Origin of the sequence: Bradyrhizobium sp., from assembly GCF_035935975.1 — a bacterium.
Lineage (GTDB): Bacteria > Pseudomonadota > Alphaproteobacteria > Rhizobiales > Xanthobacteraceae > Bradyrhizobium.
In genome coordinates this window covers 184,456-201,775 of sequence record NZ_DASYWN010000007.1, presented here as the reverse complement: position 1 = coordinate 201,775, position 17,320 = coordinate 184,456, and the positions used below count along the sequence as shown (strand labels likewise).

The 17,320-nt window shown below is 65.1% G+C and carries 21 protein-coding genes and 1 tRNA gene; 9 read left to right on the top strand and 13 right to left on the bottom strand.

Annotated features, from left to right (window positions below; all coding sequences use genetic code 11):
- Positions 1 to 10: 10 nt before the first annotated feature.
- The 6 genes from VGR99_RS02880 to VGR99_RS02855 all read right to left on the bottom strand — a co-directional run bounded on the left by VGR99_RS02880 (position 11) and on the right by VGR99_RS02855 (position 7,312).
- Positions 11 to 979 carry a dipeptide ABC transporter ATP-binding protein gene (locus VGR99_RS02880; protein ID WP_326896791.1) on the bottom strand — a complete coding sequence of 323 codons (969 nt, stop codon included), beginning with the start codon at positions 977 to 979 and terminating at the stop codon, positions 11 to 13.
- Complete coding sequence (locus VGR99_RS02875) at positions 976 to 1,971, bottom strand: ABC transporter ATP-binding protein (protein ID WP_326896790.1); 996 nt, start codon at positions 1,969 to 1,971, stop codon at positions 976 to 978. Before VGR99_RS02875 ends, VGR99_RS02880 begins: the two co-directional genes overlap by 4 nt.
- Positions 1,971 to 2,888 carry an ABC transporter permease gene (locus VGR99_RS02870; protein ID WP_326896789.1) on the bottom strand — a complete coding sequence of 306 codons (918 nt, stop codon included), beginning with the start codon at positions 2,886 to 2,888 and terminating at the stop codon, positions 1,971 to 1,973. The genes VGR99_RS02875 and VGR99_RS02870 overlap by 1 nt, the downstream gene beginning before the upstream one ends.
- Positions 2,854 to 3,813, bottom strand: coding sequence for an ABC transporter permease (locus tag VGR99_RS02865; RefSeq protein ID WP_326896788.1), 960 nt, complete (start codon positions 3,811 to 3,813; stop codon positions 2,854 to 2,856). Before VGR99_RS02865 ends, VGR99_RS02870 begins: the two co-directional genes overlap by 35 nt.
- 29 nt (positions 3,814 to 3,842) lie before the next feature.
- Complete coding sequence (locus VGR99_RS02860) at positions 3,843 to 5,633, bottom strand: peptide ABC transporter substrate-binding protein (RefSeq protein WP_326896787.1); 1,791 nt, start codon at positions 5,631 to 5,633, stop codon at positions 3,843 to 3,845.
- A gap of 260 nt (positions 5,634 to 5,893) precedes the next feature.
- Entirely contained in the window at positions 5,894 to 7,312 is a 1,419-nt protein-coding gene (locus VGR99_RS02855; protein WP_326896786.1) for a M20 family metallopeptidase, read from the bottom strand.
- A gap of 291 nt (positions 7,313 to 7,603) precedes the next feature.
- Between VGR99_RS02855 and VGR99_RS02850 the strand changes: the two genes are divergently transcribed.
- From VGR99_RS02850 to VGR99_RS02840, 3 genes are all read left to right on the top strand, one after another.
- Positions 7,604 to 8,575, top strand: a complete 972-nt coding sequence (locus VGR99_RS02850) for a S1C family serine protease (protein ID WP_326896785.1) — start codon at positions 7,604 to 7,606, stop codon at positions 8,573 to 8,575.
- Positions 8,576 to 8,604: 29 nt separating this feature from the next.
- Positions 8,605 to 9,675 (top strand): phospholipase, encoded by a 1,071-nt coding sequence (locus VGR99_RS02845; RefSeq protein WP_326896784.1) that lies wholly within the window; start codon positions 8,605 to 8,607, stop codon positions 9,673 to 9,675.
- Positions 9,676 to 9,757: 82 nt separating this feature from the next.
- Positions 9,758 to 9,964 (top strand): hypothetical protein, encoded by a 207-nt coding sequence (locus VGR99_RS02840; RefSeq protein ID WP_326896783.1) that lies wholly within the window; start codon positions 9,758 to 9,760, stop codon positions 9,962 to 9,964.
- 81 nt (positions 9,965 to 10,045) lie between these two features.
- Here VGR99_RS02840 and VGR99_RS02835 read toward each other — a convergent pair whose 3' ends face one another.
- From VGR99_RS02835 to VGR99_RS02825, 3 genes are all read right to left on the bottom strand, one after another.
- Positions 10,046 to 10,705 carry a DsbA family protein gene (locus VGR99_RS02835; RefSeq protein WP_326896782.1) on the bottom strand — a complete coding sequence of 220 codons (660 nt, stop codon included), beginning with the start codon at positions 10,703 to 10,705 and terminating at the stop codon, positions 10,046 to 10,048.
- Between the two features lie 99 nt (positions 10,706 to 10,804).
- Entirely contained in the window at positions 10,805 to 11,278 is a 474-nt protein-coding gene (locus VGR99_RS02830; RefSeq protein ID WP_326896781.1) for a PaaI family thioesterase, read from the bottom strand.
- 3 nt (positions 11,279 to 11,281) lie between these two features.
- The gene (locus tag VGR99_RS02825) at positions 11,282 to 11,710 is read right to left on the bottom strand and encodes an acyl-CoA thioesterase (RefSeq protein WP_326896847.1); all 429 of its coding nucleotides are present in this window, start codon (positions 11,708 to 11,710) and stop codon (positions 11,282 to 11,284) included.
- A 107-nt stretch (positions 11,711 to 11,817) separates the two neighbouring features.
- On the opposite strand from VGR99_RS02825, the gene VGR99_RS02820 reads away from it, so the two are divergent.
- Complete coding sequence (locus VGR99_RS02820) at positions 11,818 to 12,366, top strand: TetR/AcrR family transcriptional regulator (protein ID WP_326896780.1); 549 nt, start codon at positions 11,818 to 11,820, stop codon at positions 12,364 to 12,366.
- Between the two features lie 47 nt (positions 12,367 to 12,413).
- Here the strand turns inward: VGR99_RS02820 and VGR99_RS02815 are convergent, their stop codons facing one another.
- Entirely contained in the window at positions 12,414 to 12,905 is a 492-nt protein-coding gene (locus tag VGR99_RS02815) for a hypothetical protein (RefSeq protein WP_326896779.1), read from the bottom strand.
- Positions 12,906 to 13,121: 216 nt separating this feature from the next.
- On the opposite strand from VGR99_RS02815, the gene VGR99_RS02810 reads away from it, so the two are divergent.
- Positions 13,122 to 13,406, top strand: a complete 285-nt coding sequence (locus VGR99_RS02810) for a PsiF family protein (protein WP_326896778.1) — start codon at positions 13,122 to 13,124, stop codon at positions 13,404 to 13,406.
- Positions 13,407 to 13,507: 101 nt separating this feature from the next.
- Positions 13,508 to 14,593, top strand: a complete 1,086-nt coding sequence (locus tag VGR99_RS02805; RefSeq protein WP_326896777.1) for an AbrB family transcriptional regulator — start codon at positions 13,508 to 13,510, stop codon at positions 14,591 to 14,593.
- 42 nt (positions 14,594 to 14,635) lie between these two features.
- Here VGR99_RS02805 and VGR99_RS02800 read toward each other — a convergent pair whose 3' ends face one another.
- Positions 14,636 to 15,175 carry a disulfide bond formation protein B gene (locus VGR99_RS02800; RefSeq protein ID WP_326896776.1) on the bottom strand — a complete coding sequence of 180 codons (540 nt, stop codon included), beginning with the start codon at positions 15,173 to 15,175 and terminating at the stop codon, positions 14,636 to 14,638.
- A gap of 157 nt (positions 15,176 to 15,332) precedes the next feature.
- Between VGR99_RS02800 and VGR99_RS02795 the strand changes: the two genes are divergently transcribed.
- Positions 15,333 to 15,417, top strand: a tRNA-Leu gene (locus VGR99_RS02795).
- A 193-nt stretch (positions 15,418 to 15,610) separates the two neighbouring features.
- Positions 15,611 to 15,913, top strand: a complete 303-nt coding sequence (locus tag VGR99_RS02790; protein ID WP_326896775.1) for a hypothetical protein — start codon at positions 15,611 to 15,613, stop codon at positions 15,911 to 15,913.
- A gap of 22 nt (positions 15,914 to 15,935) precedes the next feature.
- On the opposite strand, the gene VGR99_RS02785 is transcribed toward VGR99_RS02790, so the two are convergent.
- Together VGR99_RS02785 and VGR99_RS02780 are read right to left on the bottom strand one after the other, a co-directional pair.
- Positions 15,936 to 16,394: an SRPBCC family protein gene (locus VGR99_RS02785; protein WP_326896774.1), complete on the bottom strand. Its 459-nt coding sequence runs from the start codon at positions 16,392 to 16,394 to the stop codon at positions 15,936 to 15,938.
- An 84-nt stretch (positions 16,395 to 16,478) separates the two neighbouring features.
- On the bottom strand, positions 16,479 to 16,958 hold the full coding sequence (locus VGR99_RS02780; RefSeq protein ID WP_326896773.1) for a DUF6314 family protein: 480 nt from the start codon (positions 16,956 to 16,958) through the stop codon (positions 16,479 to 16,481).
- A 105-nt stretch (positions 16,959 to 17,063) separates the two neighbouring features.
- Here VGR99_RS02780 and VGR99_RS02775 point away from each other — a divergent pair, with 105 nt between their 5' ends.
- Complete coding sequence (locus tag VGR99_RS02775; RefSeq protein WP_326896772.1) at positions 17,064 to 17,297, top strand: hypothetical protein; 234 nt, start codon at positions 17,064 to 17,066, stop codon at positions 17,295 to 17,297.
- Positions 17,298 to 17,320: the final 23 nt, after the last annotated feature.

Sequence of the window (17,320 nt, the reverse complement as noted above, 5' to 3'; positions counted from 1 at the left end):
TTGCTCGGCGTCAGGCGAGATGGCACGCCACGAAGTGGCCGCCCGCCCCTTCCCGCAACTCCGGCGCGCTTTCCGCACAGCGCGGCTGCGCGATCGGGCAGCGGGTGTGGAAGTGGCACCCCGAGGGCGGCTTCATCGGGCTCGGCACGTCGCCCTTGAGGCGGATGCGCTCACGCTTGAGTTTCGGGTCGGGCACCGGCACCGCCGACAGCAGCGCCCTCGTGTAGGGATGCTGCGGGTTGCGGTAGAGGTCGCTGGCCTTTGCGAGCTCGACGATGCGGCCGAGATACATCACCGCGACGCGGTCGGAGATGTGCTCGACCACCGAGAGGTCGTGCGCGACGAAGAGATAGGTGAGGTTCATCTCGGCCTGGAGGTCTTCCAGGAGGTTGATGACCTGGGCCTGGATCGACACGTCGAGCGCCGAAACCGGCTCGTCGCAAACGATCAACTTCGGCTCGACCGCGAGCGCGCGCGCGATCACGATGCGCTGGCGCTGGCCGCCGGAGAATTCATGCGGATAGCGGCGCATGTGCTCCGCCTTGAGCCCGACCTTCACCAGCAGGCCCGCGACGCGCTCTTCGCGCTCTTTCGCGGACGAGGCGAGATTGTGGATGGTGAAGGCTTCACCGAGGATGGCGCCGACCGTCATGCGCGGATTGAGCGAGGCGAACGGGTCCTGGAACACCAGCTGCATGTTCCGCCGCATCGCGCGCAGGTCACTACCGCTGAGCTGGCGGACGTCCTGGCCGTCAAAGGTGACCTCGCCGTCGGTCGGCTCGATCAGGCGCAGCACGCAACGCCCGGTCGTGGACTTGCCGCAGCCGGATTCACCGACAAGGCCGAGCGTCTCGCCGCGATTGACCGAGAACGACACGCCGTCGACCGCGTAGACGCTGCCGACCTGGCGCGACAGCAGGCCGCCGAGCACGGGGAAATGTTTCTTCAGGCCGCTGACGCGGAGCAAGGGTTCGCTCATGACGCGGCTCCCAGATTGGTATCGCCGAGGTGACAGGCCATGCGATGACCGGGCGAGACCTCGCGGAGCAGCGGCTCCTTCTCCGTGCAGATGCTCATGGCGTGGCGGCAGCGCGGCGCAAACCGGCAGCCGACCGGGGGATTGATCAGGATCGGCACCGAACCGCCGATCGCCTCCAGCCGCGTCTTGTGCTCGCTGTCGAGATCGATGCGCGGGATCGAGCGGATCAGGCCTTGCGTATAGGGATGGCGGGGATCGCCGAACAGGTCGTCGACGAGGGCCTCCTCGACCACCTTGCCGGCATACATCACGACGACGCGCTGCGCGGTCTCGGCGACGACGCCCATGGCATGGGTGATCAGCATCACCGCCATGCCGAAGCGCTCCTTCATGTCCTGCAGGAGGTCGAGGATCTGCGCCTGGATGGTGACGTCGAGCGCAGTGGTGGGCTCGTCGGCGATGATCAGCTTCGGCTTGCAGGCGAGCGCCATCGCGATCATCACGCGCTGGCGCATGCCGCCGGAGAATTGGTGCGGATAGTTGTGCACGCGGCCTTCGGCATTGGGAATCTGCACCAGCTTCAGCATCTCGATGGTGCGCTCGATCGCCTGCTTCCTGGTCACGGCCTCATGGCGACGCAGGCTCTCGGCGATCTGCTCGCCGACGGTGAGCACCGGGTTGAGCGAGGTCATCGGCTCCTGGAAGATGAAGCCGATCTCCTTGGCGCGGATCTCGTCGAGCTGACTGCTCGTCAGCGGCACCAGATCGCGGCCTTCGAAGATGATCTGGCCGGCAGCGATGCGGCCGGGCGGCATCGCGATCAGCTTCAGGATCGACATCGCCGTCACGGTCTTGCCGCAACCGGATTCGCCGACGACGCAGAGCGTCTCGCCCTTGTTGATGGTGATGTCGACGCCGTCGACGGCCTGCAGGATGCCGTCGTCGGTGGAGAAGTGGGTTTTCAGCCCTTTGATTTCGAGCAGCGGCGCCATCAGATCACCCGTCGCGCGTCGAGCGCGTCACGCAGACCGTCGCCGATGAAATTGATGGCGACCACCGCGATGAAGATCGCACCGCCCGGAAACAGCGCCCAGTGCGGGCCGATGTCGAGAAAGTCCTTGGCGTCGAACAACAGCCGCCCCCAGGTCGGCGTATCCGGCGGGAAGCCGAGGCCGAGGAAGGACAGCGTCGATTCCGCGATGATGGCGGCCGCAACGTCGATGGTGCCGGCGATGATCACGGGACCGACGGCATTGGGCAGGATGTGCCGCACCACCTGCCGCACCGGGCTCGCCCCGAGCGCGCGCGCCGCCTCGACGAACTCCTTCTCGCGGATCGACAGGAACTGGGCGCGTACGAGGCGGGCGACCGGCATCCAGCGCAGGCCGCCGATAACCAGCACGATCAGGATGAAGATGCCGCCCTCCGGGCCGAACATGGTCTTCAGGCCGTCGCGAAACAGATAGATCAGCAACAACAGCAGCGGCAATTGCGGCAGCGACAGGAACAGATCGGTGAGCCACATCAGGCCGTGCCCGAGCGCGCCGCGCGACATGCCGGCGAGCGAGCCGACCAGCGTGCCGATGAAGACCGAGACCAGCATCGCGGCCAATCCGACCGCAAGCGAGATCCGTCCGCCATAGATCATGCGGGCGAGGATGTCCTGGCCGAGATCGTCGGTGCCGAAGGGATGCGCGAGCGAAGGTCCCTGCATGCCCGCCACGATGTCGATGTCGTTGATCTTGATGCGCCAGACGAAGGGGCCGACGACGACCGCCAGGATCAGAATGAGCAGCAGGAACGCACTGACCACGGCGAGCTTGTGGCGGCTGTAACGCCGCCACGTCTCGCGCCACGGCGAGTAAACACGCCGCTCAGCGGAGGGAGATGCGAGGGTCAAGCCAGCCATAAAGGACGTCCGCGATGAGATTGAACAGCACCACGAGGCACGCGAAGACGAAGGTGACGGCCATCACCACCGGCGTGTCGTTGGAAAGGATGGAGGAGATCAAGAGCGAGCCGATGCCGGGAATGCGGAATATCTGCTCGGTGACGATGGCGCCGCCGAACACCGCCGGCATCTGCAGCGCGATCAGCGTCACGACCGGGATCATGGCATTGCGCATCACGTGCTTGACGATGACCGTGGCCTGGCCGAGGCCCTTCGCACGCGCCGTGGTGACGTAGTCGAGCCGGATGACGTCCAGCATCGCCGAGCGCACGAAGCGCGTCATCGATGCCGCCTGGAACAGGCCGAGCACCGCCACCGGCATGATCGCCTGCCGGACCATCTCGAGCACCCAGCGGATGCCGGTCCCCTTGACGTCGGTGGAATAGACGAATGGCAGCCAGTCCAGCGTGACCGAGAAGATCAGGATGAACAGGATGCCGGTGAAGAAGGTCGGCAGCGAAAAGCCGACGAAGGCGAGCGTGTTCGCGATCTGGTCGAACAGCGAATACGGCTTCGTCGCCGCGTAGACCCCGACGGGGATGGCGATCAGCAAAGCCAGGACCTGCGCCGAGCCGATCACGTAGAGCGTGGCCGGCAGGCGCTGGAGGATGAGCTTGTCGACGTCCATCCGGCTGACGAAGGAGAAGCCCCAATCGCCATGCGCCATGGCCGTCAGCCAGTGCAGGTAACGAAGATAGATCGGATCGTCGAGGCCGAACTTGGCCCGAAGTGCGGCCTGCACCTCCGGTGGCACGTTCGGATTGGTCGCCAGTTCCGAGAAGGGATCGCCTGGCGCGAGCGCCAGGACGAAGAACAGCACGGCGGAAATGCCGAGCAAGCTCGGAATGGCGATCAACAGGCGACGCAGGACATATTGGCTCATAGGGAAGAATCCCGTCTATGCCCGTACGATCATGCCTCCCGGTACCAGTCCTGAATGTTGTCGGTCTCGTTCGCCCAGCCGCTGAGCGCCGGACGCAGGTTGTTGGCCGCAGCTTCCACCTTCAGGCGATGCATCACCGGGATGAACACCGTGTCCTGCCACAGCAGGTCGTTGCACTTGATGTAGAGCGCGGCGCGCTTGACCGGATCGATCTCGGTTTCGGCCGCGGCGATCGCCGCATCATAGTCCTTGTTGACGTAGCGCGGGAAGTTCTGGCCCTGCCACTTGTTCTCCTTCGTTGCCACGTTGGCGGAGATGTAGCGCTTCATGTGAAGGGCGGGATCCGGCTGCGTCATCGGGATCTGGAACATCTCGATGTCGGCATAGAATTTGGGGAAGGTGTCGGGGTTGGCGACGTCCGACGAGAAGAACACCGACGCGACCACCGATTTCAGCTCGACGTCGATGCCAGCCTTCTGGCAGGCCTGCTTGACGATAGCCTGGGTCTTCTGGCGCGGACCGTTGATCGAGGTCTGGTACAGCAGCTTCAGCTTCTTGCCGTCCTTCTCGCGGATGCCGTCGGCACCGGCCTTCCAGCCGGCCTCGTCCAGCAGTTTCGAGGCCTTCTCGACGTCGAACTCCCACGAGGTGTTCTTCGAGACGAACTTCTCGGGGCCGTTGAGGTAGTTGGCGGTGGTGCGGCCGGCACGGCCGTAGATCGCCTTCTTGACGGACTCGCGGTCGACCAGCAGGGCCAGCGCCTTGCGTACCTTCGGATCCGAGAGGATCGGGTGCTTGGTCTTCATCGAGGACCGCTCGCCGTCGACCTCGGTGTTCGGGTCGGTGAAGTTGATCGCAATGAACTCGATGTCGCCGCCGGTGGCATAGACGGTCTTGCCCTTGCCGCCCTTCTCGAGGCGCAGAAGCACGTCGTCTTCAACCTGCATGTTCCAGGCGAAATCGAACTCGCCGGTCTGGATCACGGCGCGCGCCGCGGAGACCGCGTCGCCGCCGCCCTTCATCTCGATGGTATCGAAATGCGGACGGTTGGCCATGTGGTAGTCGGGATTGAGCTGACCACGGACCAGATCGCCCGGCTTGAACTCGACGAACTTGTAGGCACCGGTGCCGACCGGGGCGAGATTGTTCGGCGCCTCGCGGGATTTCGATCCCTTGTAGTCCGCGAACAGATGTTTCGGGATGACGCATCCGTAAGCGCCAACGAACGCATTGGCCCAGAACGGCGTCGGATTCTTGAACTGGATACGGATGGTGAGATCGTCGACCTTTTCGACCGTCATGTCGGCATAGGTGCTGACGGAGACCGCGGCGGTGGCGGGATCGCTGGCATAGGCCCAGGTGAACACGAAATCGTCGGCGGTCAGCGGCTTGCCGTCATGCCATTTGACGCCCGGCTTGATCTTCCAGGTGACCGACTTGCCGTCGGCGGTGAGACCGCCATTTTCGATCGACGGAATTTCGGCGGCGAGGATCGGATTGAGATTGCCGTTGGCGTCCCAGCTTGCGAGCGGCTCGTAGAACAGGCGCGAGCCGTCCTGGTCCTTGGTGCCGGTGGCAAAATGCGGATTGAGCAGGGTCGGCCCTTGCCACCACAACAGCTTGAGCGGACCGCCGCCGCCGCGCTTGGTCGGAGGATAGGGGTTTGGGCTCTGCGCCATGGCAACACCGCCGAGCGCGAGGATCTGGTTCGCCAGGGGGGCGGTGAGGCCGACAGCGGCCAGGCGCTGGATGAAGGCGCGGCGATCCATCCGCCCGTCCTTCACGTCACCGATCATCGAACGCAGTTCTTTATCCAGCATGGTTGTCCCCCGTCTGGTTCCCGTATGGATGCAGGCGGCCGCAAGACGGCCGCCGGGTTTTGTCTGGCGGTAGATGGCACACCGAATAGGCCGCGCGTCAACTGCGACCGTGTGTATGCAAACGGTGTTCTGGCTGTCTGTTGGGCAAAACTACGTTCCGCAGCCCAACCGTTCGGCAATCCGGCATCAAAACACGCCGGATTCCACGTTGCACTGCGGAAAATTTGTTCGCCGGATCAGACGAAGTATCGAGACGAATTTTACGCCACAGACATGGTCAGCGGCGGAGCGACGTGATCCGGCAGCGGGCAGACATAAGGTGTCTTCGTCGTCCGCTTCTTCAGGTCCGCCTTCGCGGCATCGATCAGCGCCGGTTCGACCAGCGCCTTGATGCCGAGCCCTGCCATCGCCTTGGCCGCCTGCACCATCGCCTTGTGAGCGTGTGCGCTCTTGCCCTGCGCCACAACCTGCCACGTGTGGAAGGGGGTGCCGATTGCAACCGTTGGTGCGTGAACCTGTACGGTCGGCACCACCCAGCTCACATCGCCCACATCGGTCGAGCCGACCAGCGGGTTGCGCTTGGCGTCGAGCGGCACCAGGAAGTCGGCCAGCGGCCGATCGGTCGGCTCCATGCCGATCGCGTAATAGACCGACGAGATGTCCTTGTCGGTCAGCGTCGCGCGAATCTGGCTGGCAAAGCCCTCGTCCGCCTCGTCGAAATGCGGCGGCCCGAGCTCTTCCATCACGCGGTGCAGCGCCTGCTCCAGCGGCGTGTTCGGCAGGATGTTGGAGACCGCGGAAATGATCTTCATCTCGACCTTGGTCTCGGTCATCAGCGCCGCCCCCTCGGCGATCTTGCTCACGCGCCCGACCAGCTCGTTCATGCCGGGCAGATCGCGGGCGCGGATCGAATAGCGCACGCGCGCATGCGCCTGCACCACGTTGGGCGCGATGCCGCCGGTGTCGAGCAGCGCGTAGTGCACGCGCGCATCGCTCGGCATGTGCTCACGCATGTAGTTCACGCCGACATTCATCAGTTCCACCGCATCGAGCGCGGAACGGCCGAGATGCGGCGAAGCCGCCGCATGCGAGGTGCGGCCGGTGAAGATGAAGTCGGCGCGCGTGTTGGCGAGCGACGGAGTCACCGCCACTTCCCAGAAGCTGTGCGGATGCCAGGTGATGGCGATGTCGGCGTCCTCGAATGCGCCGGAGCGCACCATGAAGGCTTTGGCCGCGCCGCCTTCTTCGGCCGGGCAGCCATAATAGCGCACACGGCCCGGCACCTTGTTCTCGGCGAGCCAGTCCTTCACCGCGGTTGCGGCGAGCAGTGCGGCGGAGCCGAGCAGATTGTGGCCGCAGCCATGGCCATGGCCGCCGGTCTCGACCGGGCGGTGTTCCGCGACCCCCGCCTCCTGGCTGAGTCCCGGCAGCGCATCATATTCGCCCATGAAGGCGATGACCGGTCCGCCCTCACCCCATTCGCCCATCAGCGCGGTCGGGATGCCGGCAACGTTCTCGGTGATGCGGAAGCCCTGGTGACGCAGCTCGGCGAGATGCTCGGCGGCGGACCGCGCCTCGGTGTAACAGACCTCCGGCATGCCCCAGACCTTGTCGCTGAGGTCGATGAAACGCGCCTTGATCGTGTCGACGCCACGCCAGATTTCGCTGCGGTTATCCATTTGCTTCGGTCCGTGATCTCTTGGTCAAACGAAGCGGCAATGGTTAGCAGCTTCATTGCAGGCCGCCTAGCACCTCGCGGGACATCAGCCATGCGGCTGAGGCTGGAATGAGCAGTCGCCTGCCATCTGTGCACGTGCCGTTCCTGCGCCTTTCAAAGAATTCACACGGCCTTCTGCCGAATAGTTCGGAAACGAGGCTTTCAAGACGGCCTGCTCCAGCCTAAATTATCTGTGCTTCGCACCTCGTTCCGCTAGTCACGGCGGAGCCATGCACTCAGCCAGGAGAACTCCATGCCCGCCCTGACCGAATGGAGAGTGCCGCCGGCCAATCAGCCGCGTGCGAGCGACTATGGTTTCGATCTCGACCGCGCGCTCGCCTCCGTCGTCGGCCTGCACGCCATCATCCCGCCGGACGCATTCAGTGCCGAGACGCTGGGCACCGAACGCGCCGGCAACGGCGTCGTGATCGACCGCGGGCTGGTGCTGACGATTGGCTATCTCATCACCGAGGCTGAATCGGTGTGGCTGCACCTTGCCGACGGGCGCGTCGTCGAAGGACATGCGCTCGGCTTCGATTCCGTAACCGGCTTCGGTCTCGTGCAGGCGCTCGGTCAGCTCGACATCGAGCCCCTGCCGCTCGGCAATTCGGCGGACACGGGGATCGGCGACCGCGTCGTGGTCGGCGGCGCCGGCGGCCGCACGCGCTCGGTGGCGAGCCAGATCGTGGCGAAGCAGGAATTCGCCGGCTATTGGGAATATCTGCTGGACGAGGCAATCTTCACCTATCCTGCGCATCCGAACTGGGGCGGCACCGCGCTGCTGAACGAGCACGGCGAGTTGATCGGCATCGGTTCGCTGCAGCTCGAGCGTGAGCGCGACGGCAAGGCCGAGCACGTCAACATGATCGTGCCGATCGACCTCTTGAAGCCGATCCTCGACGATCTGCGCAAGTTCGGTCGCGTCAACAAGCCGTCGCGTCCCTGGCTCGGTCTCTTCTCGACCGAAATCGACAACCGCGTGGTCGTGATCGGGATCTCCGCCAACGGGCCGGCCGCGCGCGCGGAGCTGAAGACCGGCGACGTCATCCTTGCGGTGGACGGCGAGAAGGTGACGAGCCAGACCTCCTTCTACAAGAAGATGTGGGCGCTCGGCGACGCCGGCGTCGACGTGCCGCTGACCGTGCATCATGAAGGCGTCACTTTCGACGTCACGGTGACCTCGACCGACCGCTTCAAGCTGCTCAAGGCGCCGAAGCTGCACTGACATCACCGAATTCAAGTGAGGAAGCGGCGATGACCGAGGCCGTCGTTGACGACATCGTGACCGTGCTGCCGCCGCTGCTGAGCGCGCTGGAGGCGCTCGGTTACTTCCAGCGGCATTTGCATCCGCCGGCCTTTGCCACCGTGATGAACGCCATCGGCGCGCCGGACGAGACGCTTCAGGCCGCACGGGCAGCGATCGGCGAATGGCCCGAACAATTCGCCGGCTTGCGTAGCCGGCTCGATGCGGCCTGCAACGAGACGCTCGCCGCCTTCGCCGGCATTCGCGAGGTCGAGCGCGGCAACGGCGACCTCGTCGCCGTCTTCCGCGCACTGCGTCACCTTCCGCGCGCACAGGAGGCACTTTATCCGCTGGCGGTGCAGTTTCCGCCGGTGAGCAGCTTCTTCCTCAACAATGCCAATCGCGAGAACGAGGAACTGCTGGCCCGGCTGGAGACAGGCGCGAGCGAAGATACCGGCATCTTCCACGATCACAACGAGCCCGGAAGCCGCGGCGGCTTCTCGGTCTATGTCCCCGAATATTACAGGCCCGATCGCGCCATGCCGCTGGTGATGGCGTTGCATGGCGGCAGCGGCAACGGCCGTGGCTTCCTGTGGAGCTGGCTGCGCGATGCGCGCAGTCTCGGCGCGATCCTGGTAGCGCCGACCGCGACCGGCTCGACCTGGGCGCTGATGGGGGACGATGCCGACACGCCGAACCTCATGCGCATCCTCGAGGCCGTCCGCAACCGCTGGAGCATCGATGCCTCGCGCATGCTGCTGACCGGCATGAGCGACGGCGGCACCTTCAGCTATGTCACCGGCCTCGACGGCGCTTCGCCCTTCACGCATCTCGCACCGGTGTCGGCGACCTTCCATCCGCTGATGGCCGAGATGGCTGATGCCGAGCGCCTCAACGGCCTGCCCATCTTCATCACCCACGGCAAGCTCGACTGGATGTTTCCGGTGCAGACTGCGCGCCAGACGCAGGCAACGCTTTCGGCCGCCGGCGCCAACGTCACCTATCGCGAGATCGATGATCTCAGCCACACCTATCCGCGCGAAATCAACGCGGAGCTGCTTGGGTGGCTGAACGGAGAATGAACGACCTCTCCTTAGATGCGCCGCATCGCCGCGGAACCATCACGCCGTGCCGACGTTATCGGCGCGACACCGGAGGTTCGACATGCAGACTTTTTTCGGAATGATTTTGGGCGCGCTGCTGCTTGCGGGCGGCGTCTATGTCTATGACTCCATGCAGACCTCATCCGTCGCCAATGGCGAGGTCGCGACCAACAATCGCACCATCGTGAACTGGGACGTCGCCAAGGCCGACTGGGATGCGTTGCGTGATCGCGCCCACAAGGACTGGGTCCGGATCTCGTCGAAGTAATTTCGACCCGCCAGACATGAACGAGGCGCCGTCGCGGATCCGCGGCGGCGCCTTTGTATTGGCCGCGATCGATATGGCGGCTCAGTTCATCTTGGCCTTGCGGGCATCGGCGATGACCTGCTCGAACTCGGCCATGCTGAGCACGCCCGGCACGCGATACTTGCCGACGATGAACGACGGGGTGCCGCGGAAGCCGAAGGCTTCGGCCTGCTCGTTGTTGCGCTTGAGGAGCGCATCGATGTCCTTGCCGTGCGCTGTGAGGTCGCTCTTGAGGCGGTCCATGTCGACGCCGGCCGCCGCGAGCAGTTCGTTGATGCGCGGCTCGGTCAGGCGCGAGCTGACGCCCATCATGGCGTCATGGGCCTGATGGTACTTGTCCTGGTATTTCGCTGCGAGCGCGGTCCGCGCCGCCGTGACCGACACCGGGCCCAGGATCGGCCAGTCCTTCATCACCAGCCTGACCTTGCCGTCGTCCTGGACGACCTGGCGCAGCTCGGGCTCGAGCTTGCGGCAATAGGGGCAATTGTAGTCGGACCATTCGATGATGCTGATGTTGCCGTCGGGATTGCCGGCAACGGGAACGTCGGGATCACGCAGCACCTTGGCCTCGGTGAGCACTTCGTCATCGCTGCTGGCCGCGCGCGCCCAGTTGATGCCGCCAGCCGCGAAGGCGCCCGCCCCGATCAACGTCAACGCCGCGCGGCGCGTCGGCCCAAGGGCCTTAGTCCTGAATCCAGCCATATCTCGTCCCGTTTCGGTCCCATCACCGCAAAATACGGATCGGAACCGGACATTGTTACGGCTCATATAGGGCGTTACGGGCGCGATGTCATCGCCGGGCTATGCGCGGTTCGCAACTGGCGCGCGCGGCGCCTCGCGTGGCAGCATCGCCATCAGCGTGCCGGTCATGGTCGCGATCAGCGTGGTCTTCCCGTCGTGCTCGGCAAAGGCCCTCGCCTCGCAGAAGGTAAGCGTCCGACCCGGCTTGACCACCTCCGCCTTGAAGACAAAGCGCTCGCCGCGAGCGGGCGCGAGCAGCGTGGTCTTGAATTCGACGGTGAGGATATCGGCCTCGGACGGCATCAGGGTGAAAGCTGCGACACCACAGGCATTGTCGAGCCCGGCCGTGATGATGCCGGCATGGACAAAGCCGTTCTGCTGCGTGAGCGCAGGCGAATGCAGCATGGCGAGCTCGACCTCACCAGGCGCCAGGCGGACGATCACGATACCGAGCGTGTGCATCGCGGGCTGGCGGTCGAACATTGAGATGGCGGCCGCGCGATAGCCCGGGTTTTTCGGCTCGAACGCAGTCATGGCTCAGGCCTCGGCCGGCTCGGCGAGATGCGCCAAACCGATCCGGCGGATCGCATCCTCGAACGGCGCCGACTTGCGCAGCTTGCGGTCCATGTGCACGCCGGTGATCTCGCAGAACGCGGCGAGCTCGCCGGTCTCGGCATTAATCATGTCGTGCCGGAAGCGGATCGATTTCTCGCGGAGCTCGAGCAGATGGCTCGTGACCTCGACGATGTCGCCGGCGAGCAGCTCGCGCTTATAGGTGATGTTCTGCTGCACGGCGGCCATGCCGCGGCCGGAGGCGCGCAAATAGCCCGGCGTCAGCCCGAGGCGGGCGAACAGATTCCAGTTGGCTTCGTCGAATTTGCCGACATACCACATGATGTTCATGTGGCCGACGTGATCGCACTGCCACGGATAGACCGTGCCGCGATAGGTCGCCTGCTGCTCCATCGCCATTCCCTGCCCTCGCCCGTCTTTTGATCTTGATACGGTAGCGTATCAGGCGTCAGACGCGTTAGCAATACGGCACCGTATCAAGAACCGGTGAGGCTTCCTTCATGAGCGACGGCAAGGGCGATGTCTGGGTCGAGGCAGGGTTTACCGAGCTCGCCCGCGCAGGCGTCGAGGGGGTGCGGGTCGAGGTCCTCGCCAAGAATCTCGGCGTCACCAAGGGCGGCTTCTACCGCCGCTTCGCCGACCGCGCCGCGCTGCTCGCGGCCATGCTGGAACGCTGGCGCGAGGGACGCGCGGCATCGATCGCGCAGCAGACCAGCCTCGACGGGCAGGAGCCGCGCGAGCGCCTCAAGGCCGTCATCCAGCTTTATTCCGAGCGGCTGAATCCGGAAGGCATGGCGATCGAGCTGGCGATCCGGCAATGGGCCCGCTCGGACGAGCGCGCGGCAGCTGCCGTGGCGAGCGTGGACGCGGCACGGCTCAAGCATGTCGCCGAACTCTATCGCGCGACCGGCCTCGAGGCCGAGGAGGCCGAGGCGCAGGCCTTCCTGTTCTACTGCTTCATCTTCGGCCAGAGCCTGCTGTTCGTCGAGCGCGGCCCGCGCAAGCGATCACAGCTCGTGGCAAAGTCGGCCGAGAAGCTGTTGGACTAAAGCAAAATGGCCGGAGCGTTGCTCCGGCCATCGCATCATCTCGAAGCTCAGGCGGCGCCCTTCAGCTTCTTGTTGCATTCGCTGTAGTAGCCGCCGCCCTTCTCGATCCACTTCATGCCGCCATTGCCGTTGGTGGCCTTGTTGGCATTGTACTGGTCGACGCAGGTGTGGAGGCGCGCCTTGCCGGCGGTCTCCTTGGCGTATTTCGGATCGACCGCGTTCGGATAGACCGCGGGGCCGGCCGGCAGGGTCGGCGCGGCGGCGGGGGCCGCTTCCTTCTTCGCCTGCTTGGGCTCGGCGGGAGCCGCGGGCGCGGCCGGAGCAGCGGCAGCCGGTGCCGCGGCAGGCGTTGCATCCGCACCGCACTGGGCCTTGCGGAAGTCATTCCACTTCATGGTGCCGAGCGAGCCGTCCTTCTTGGCGGCCTGGTATTTCGCGCTGCACTCCTGCGAGGTCAGCGCTTGCGCCGGCGCGCTCGCCACCAGCGCGGCCAATCCCGACACCGCAACCGCACACAACAATTTTGCCTGAATGGTCATCCCTGTCTCCTCCTTGGTCTTCCCCTTGGTCTTGCCCTTGGGGGAAGTGAACCGAGGATTGCTATCCTAGCGTGCTGCCGGCTTGCGACAAGGAAGCGATGGCTCCGGCCGCCAAAATATAGTGATCGCGCCGTTCAGATTATTCATGTCGCGTTCAGCAAGGCGAGCCGACGTTCCGAGCCCTTCGCAAATTCTCCCAAGACAGAGTGCAACACCATGATCCTCGCCTCTCGCCTCGCCGCCGTCGCTCTCGCCTCCCTGCTCGCCACCGGCACCGCGTTCGCGCAGACCGCGGCGCCCGCCGCCAAGGCTGACGCCAAGACCGATGCTGCGGCCACCGCCGACAAGAAGGCCCCGAAGGAGCACTCGGCCGAGTCGCTCGAATGCTCCAAGCAGGCGGACGCCAAGGGCCTGCACGGCAAGGAGCGCAAGAAATTCCGCTCCGAATGCATCAAGACCGCGAAGGCCGGCACTACTGCTCCCGCGGCCGACAAGAAGTAAATCCGTCACAATACGGCTCACGCTCATCCGTGAGGGGCGCGCGCATTGCGGCATGACTTGGCTGCAATTGTGCGCCTCTTGCTGATTTGCGATAAGGTGGCGTGAAGCAAATCACCGCCTCCCTGCCGTTCGAATGGCCAAGCCGTGCCAAGATCTTGAGCACGGTGGAGACACTCGTCATCGGCACTGCCGGCGGCCTCGTGTTTCTCGTCGCGGGCCTTCCCGGCGGATTGATTTCCGGCTCGATGATCGCGGTCGGCATCGCCGCGATCGCCGGCCGCCAGTTGACGCTCCCGCCGATCCTGACCCAGACCGTGCTGGTGCTGCTCGGTATCTCGCTGGGCTCGGTCGTCTCGCGCCATCTGCTGCAACAGGTCGGCGCCTATCCGCTCACCATCGGGCTGCTCGCGCTCGCCACCTTCTGCTCGACCTTCGGCTCGAGCTATTACCTCCAGCGCATCCATGGCTGGGACCGCACCTCGGCCTTCCTCGCCGGCAGTCCCGGCGCGCTGTCCCAGATCACGATCCTGGCGGTCGAGCGTGGCGCCGATTTGCCGGGCATCGCGGTGGTGCAGACCATGCGCGTGATCATCCTCACCGCCGCCCTGCCGATGGTTCTCGCCATCGCGGGCGTCGCGCCGTCCGCCGCGCCGACGCTGGCGACGGCGATCGCCTCGCCGCTCGACCTCGTCGAGCTGGTCGCGGCCTCGCTGGCTGCGGCGCTGCTGCTGCGGCTGATCAAGTTTCCGGCGAGCTGGATGTTCGGCGCGATGATCGCCTCCAGCGTGCTGCATGGCGCAGGCTGGGTCGAGGGCGGTCTGCCGAACTGGGTGCGCGGCGTGGCGCTGATCGGCATCGGCGCGCTGATCGGCAGCCGCTTTGCGCGGATGCGGATCAAGACGCTCGCCGGCCACATCAACGCGGCGCTCGGCTCGTTCGCGGTCGCGATCGCCGTCTCCGCGATCTTCGTCGGCATCGTCGCGCTCACCACGCAGGTGAAGTTCTCCGACGTCGTCGTCGCCTTCGCACCGGGCGCGATGGATGCGATGCTGGCGCTGGCCCTGACGCTGCACATCGACCCGATCTTCGTCGGCGCGCATCATCTGTCGCGCTTCGTGTTCGTGACGATCGCGACACCGGGCATCGTGCACCTGTTCGGGCGCACGCAGGACGATGTGGATGATTGACGGGGCGCTGCTTAGGTGGCGAGCGCCGCTCTCGTAGGGTGCCTAGCGCTTCGCCGTCCGCATGAATCCCCACGCGGCGATCGCGGCCATCAGCAGCGAGATCAGCACGTTGTAGCCGGCGAGCGAAAGGCCGAGGAAGCGCCACTGCACCTCGTCGCAGCGGACCACCTTCACGGTATCGAGCTTCGACAGCAGATCGGCGGCGCTGCCGAGATTGACGACGGGACCGGAGCAGTCGGTCGGTCCCTTCCAGAACCCCCATTCGACGCCGGAATGGTAGGTGCCGAGGCCGGCATTGGCGAGCGTCACCAGGGCGAGGATCGCGAGCCCCGCGAGCAGCAGCGGCCGTGGTGCGCCGCTCCGCGCAGCAAGCACCGTCAGCGCGCCGAGCGGGATCGCGAGGTAATAGGCGTAGCGCTGCTCCAGGCAGAGCGGACAGGGCAGGATCTCCAGCACGAGCTGGAAGAACCAGGCGCCCGCGATCGTGGCCGCCGCAATCAGTGTCACCGCGAGCGAGGCGGTCAGAGCCGGGCCGGTGGCCGCCGGTTTGAATGCAGGTATTGCGGCACTCTGGGTCGTCACGGCAGCCTCTTTTCGATGGGTCGCTTTCCAAGGCTCTAACCCCGGCCCATGCGGCTGTCGAGAACGGCCGGGATCACTTTGGCGCGGGTTGACCCCGCCTTGCCCATGGCTATAGTCCGCCGGCTTCGCGACGCCCGCTTTGGGGGGCCGACCGAGGGCCCCTGTGGCGGAACTGGTAGACGCGCTCGACTCAAAATCGAGTTCCGCAAGGAGTGCTGGTTCGATTCCGGCCAGGGGCACCAGCCTTCGCTGCTTCGCAGCTACGGCTGGGCGAGCCAAGGTTCGCACCATCGAGGCGAAGAGCAGCGAAGGCTGTCCCGCCGAAGCCTTGGCGAAGGCGGACTGCCTCAGCAAAGCCGGCTCCTCCTCCCCTTCCAATCGTCACATCCCGCCTGTATAAACCGGTAGCTTCTTCCGTAACTCGAAGGAGCTCACATGAACGACCTGCATACGTGGCTTTCCGAACAGCACCACGGTTTGCGCACCTTCCGGACATTCCAGCAAAAGCTCGAGACGCTCGGCCGGGACGATCCCGCCCAGCGCGGCCTGTGCCGCCTGTTGAGCGGCCTCGTCGGCAGCTATGTCGAGGCCTTTGACGAGGCTCCGCTGCCGGTCGAAATCGCCGACGGCGCCTATCATCGCCTGCTGACGCTGGTCGCGAGCATCGATCTGAGCGCCGACGCCGACCGCCGGCTCGCCGACATTAATCGCGTGGCAGAGAGCAGGCTCTGGCAGTAGCGCGACCTCGCCGGCGCCCGCGCTAACCTTCCACGGCCCGCTTCAACATCGCGAGCGCGCTGCGCCAGTAGAAGGCTGCGTGCTTCCAACCGGACTCCTCGCCGATCTCCCAGCCCCGCCCGGAGCGCGGAGGTGACGGCGGCACCTGCTGCTCGACTGTCAGGATCGTCTCCCCGGCCTCGGCCTCGAGCGTCATCGTGATCGTCGACCAGGATTGAGGGACGTCCGGCAGCCCGGAGACGCGCGACCAATAGGCGTAGCGCAGCAAGGATGGTGGCTCGATCGCAAGGACGCGGCCTTTGTCGCGGTAACGCGCCGCGCCGATGACAGCCTCGATCTCGAAAGGTTCACCGACGCGCCAATCCGTCTTGAAGTGAGCGTTGCGCCATCTGTCGCCTGCCTGGGGATCGGTGATCGCGGCCCACACACGTCCGGGCTCCGCGGCGATCCGGATCGATTCCGTCACTGTCTTGAAGGTCATATCCTGGCCGCCCCTGCCGCAAGGCGTTCGACTTCGCCGAACCAATACCTATATCCTGCAGCAACGGCCATCGCGGCGGCTCGATCAGGGGAGACGCGTGTAGGTCGTGTTCATCGCGTAGTCCTTGCCCGGGCCTGACGCCACATGACGGATGACGAACGTTCCATCCGGCAGGAAGGTGTAGGTCGAGCGATACTCGTCGCGCTTGCAGAGATGGTGCGCATGTCCGCTCAGCTCCCCTCCGGACGATACGGACAATCGAATCTCGTGAAACAGCCGCGGCGGATCTTCCCCGAAGAACACCTTGAATCCGTCGTCGCTGCTGCTGAAGAGGTATTCGCGTTCGGCCTGCATCGTGGTGCCGTTCGCAGGCGTCAAATATCCCTGCTCGCGATAGGCCAACCACCGGCTGTCCGGCGGTACGAAGATCGCGGTACCCAGCATCGTTGCCTGACCTTCGATGATCCGGTTGAGGGACCACGATCCGATCAGCTTTTTCGTAATGTCCGAGGCGTCACCCCAGCTATCGATCGTGGCTGCGTTCATATCTTCAGGCCCGCGCATTAACCAACCGATCCAGCCCTTACAGGACCGGCGACTGGGGAAGTTCGACTTCGCCGAACCAATACCTATATGCAGCAGCGCGTATCGATCCAGTGAGCAGTTTTGATGGCCAGGAAACGCACGACGGACAGCGAGGCCGACGACTTCCCCCGCTATTTCGTCTGGGTCCGGGGCCTCGAAGGCCCCGAGCCACAGAAATGGACGGCGATGGATTTCGGCGTCGGTGACTGGAAGCGGCCGCAGGTGCTGGCCTTCCTGGAGCTGCCGGAGGGCGAGCGGCATCTGCCGCTGTCGGCGCTGGCGCGGCGCTATCCGCCGCCGCGGGTCGAAACATTTTAGGTAACAGCGGGCCCCGGGCGGCC

Bases quoted from the DNA above. Each gene is read 5' to 3' on its own strand.
- VGR99_RS02880 (WP_326896791.1), bottom strand. From the start codon at position 979: ATGAGCGAACCCTTGCTCCGCGTCAGCGGCCTGAAGAAACATTTCCCC.
- VGR99_RS02875 (WP_326896790.1), bottom strand. From the start codon at position 1,971: ATGGCGCCGCTGCTCGAAATCAAAGGGCTGAAAACCCACTTCTCCACC.
- VGR99_RS02870 (WP_326896789.1), bottom strand. From the start codon at position 2,888: ATGGCTGGCTTGACCCTCGCATCTCCCTCCGCTGAGCGGCGTGTTTAC.
- VGR99_RS02865 (WP_326896788.1), bottom strand. From the start codon at position 3,813: ATGAGCCAATATGTCCTGCGTCGCCTGTTGATCGCCATTCCGAGCTTG.
- VGR99_RS02860 (WP_326896787.1), bottom strand. From the start codon at position 5,633: ATGCTGGATAAAGAACTGCGTTCGATGATCGGTGACGTGAAGGACGGG.
- VGR99_RS02855 (WP_326896786.1), bottom strand. From the start codon at position 7,312: ATGGATAACCGCAGCGAAATCTGGCGTGGCGTCGACACGATCAAGGCG.
- VGR99_RS02850 (WP_326896785.1), top strand. From the start codon at position 7,604: ATGCCCGCCCTGACCGAATGGAGAGTGCCGCCGGCCAATCAGCCGCGT.
- VGR99_RS02845 (WP_326896784.1), top strand. From the start codon at position 8,605: ATGACCGAGGCCGTCGTTGACGACATCGTGACCGTGCTGCCGCCGCTG.
- VGR99_RS02840 (WP_326896783.1), top strand. From the start codon at position 9,758: ATGCAGACTTTTTTCGGAATGATTTTGGGCGCGCTGCTGCTTGCGGGC.
- VGR99_RS02835 (WP_326896782.1), bottom strand. From the start codon at position 10,705: ATGGCTGGATTCAGGACTAAGGCCCTTGGGCCGACGCGCCGCGCGGCG.
- VGR99_RS02830 (WP_326896781.1), bottom strand. From the start codon at position 11,278: ATGACTGCGTTCGAGCCGAAAAACCCGGGCTATCGCGCGGCCGCCATC.
- VGR99_RS02825 (WP_326896847.1), bottom strand. From the start codon at position 11,710: ATGGAGCAGCAGGCGACCTATCGCGGCACGGTCTATCCGTGGCAGTGC.
- VGR99_RS02820 (WP_326896780.1), top strand. From the start codon at position 11,818: ATGAGCGACGGCAAGGGCGATGTCTGGGTCGAGGCAGGGTTTACCGAG.
- VGR99_RS02815 (WP_326896779.1), bottom strand. From the start codon at position 12,905: ATGACCATTCAGGCAAAATTGTTGTGTGCGGTTGCGGTGTCGGGATTG.
- VGR99_RS02810 (WP_326896778.1), top strand. From the start codon at position 13,122: ATGATCCTCGCCTCTCGCCTCGCCGCCGTCGCTCTCGCCTCCCTGCTC.
- VGR99_RS02790 (WP_326896775.1), top strand. From the start codon at position 15,611: ATGAACGACCTGCATACGTGGCTTTCCGAACAGCACCACGGTTTGCGC.
- VGR99_RS02785 (WP_326896774.1), bottom strand. From the start codon at position 16,394: ATGACCTTCAAGACAGTGACGGAATCGATCCGGATCGCCGCGGAGCCC.
- VGR99_RS02780 (WP_326896773.1), bottom strand. From the start codon at position 16,958: ATGCGCGGGCCTGAAGATATGAACGCAGCCACGATCGATAGCTGGGGT.
- VGR99_RS02775 (WP_326896772.1), top strand. From the start codon at position 17,064: ATGGCCAGGAAACGCACGACGGACAGCGAGGCCGACGACTTCCCCCGC.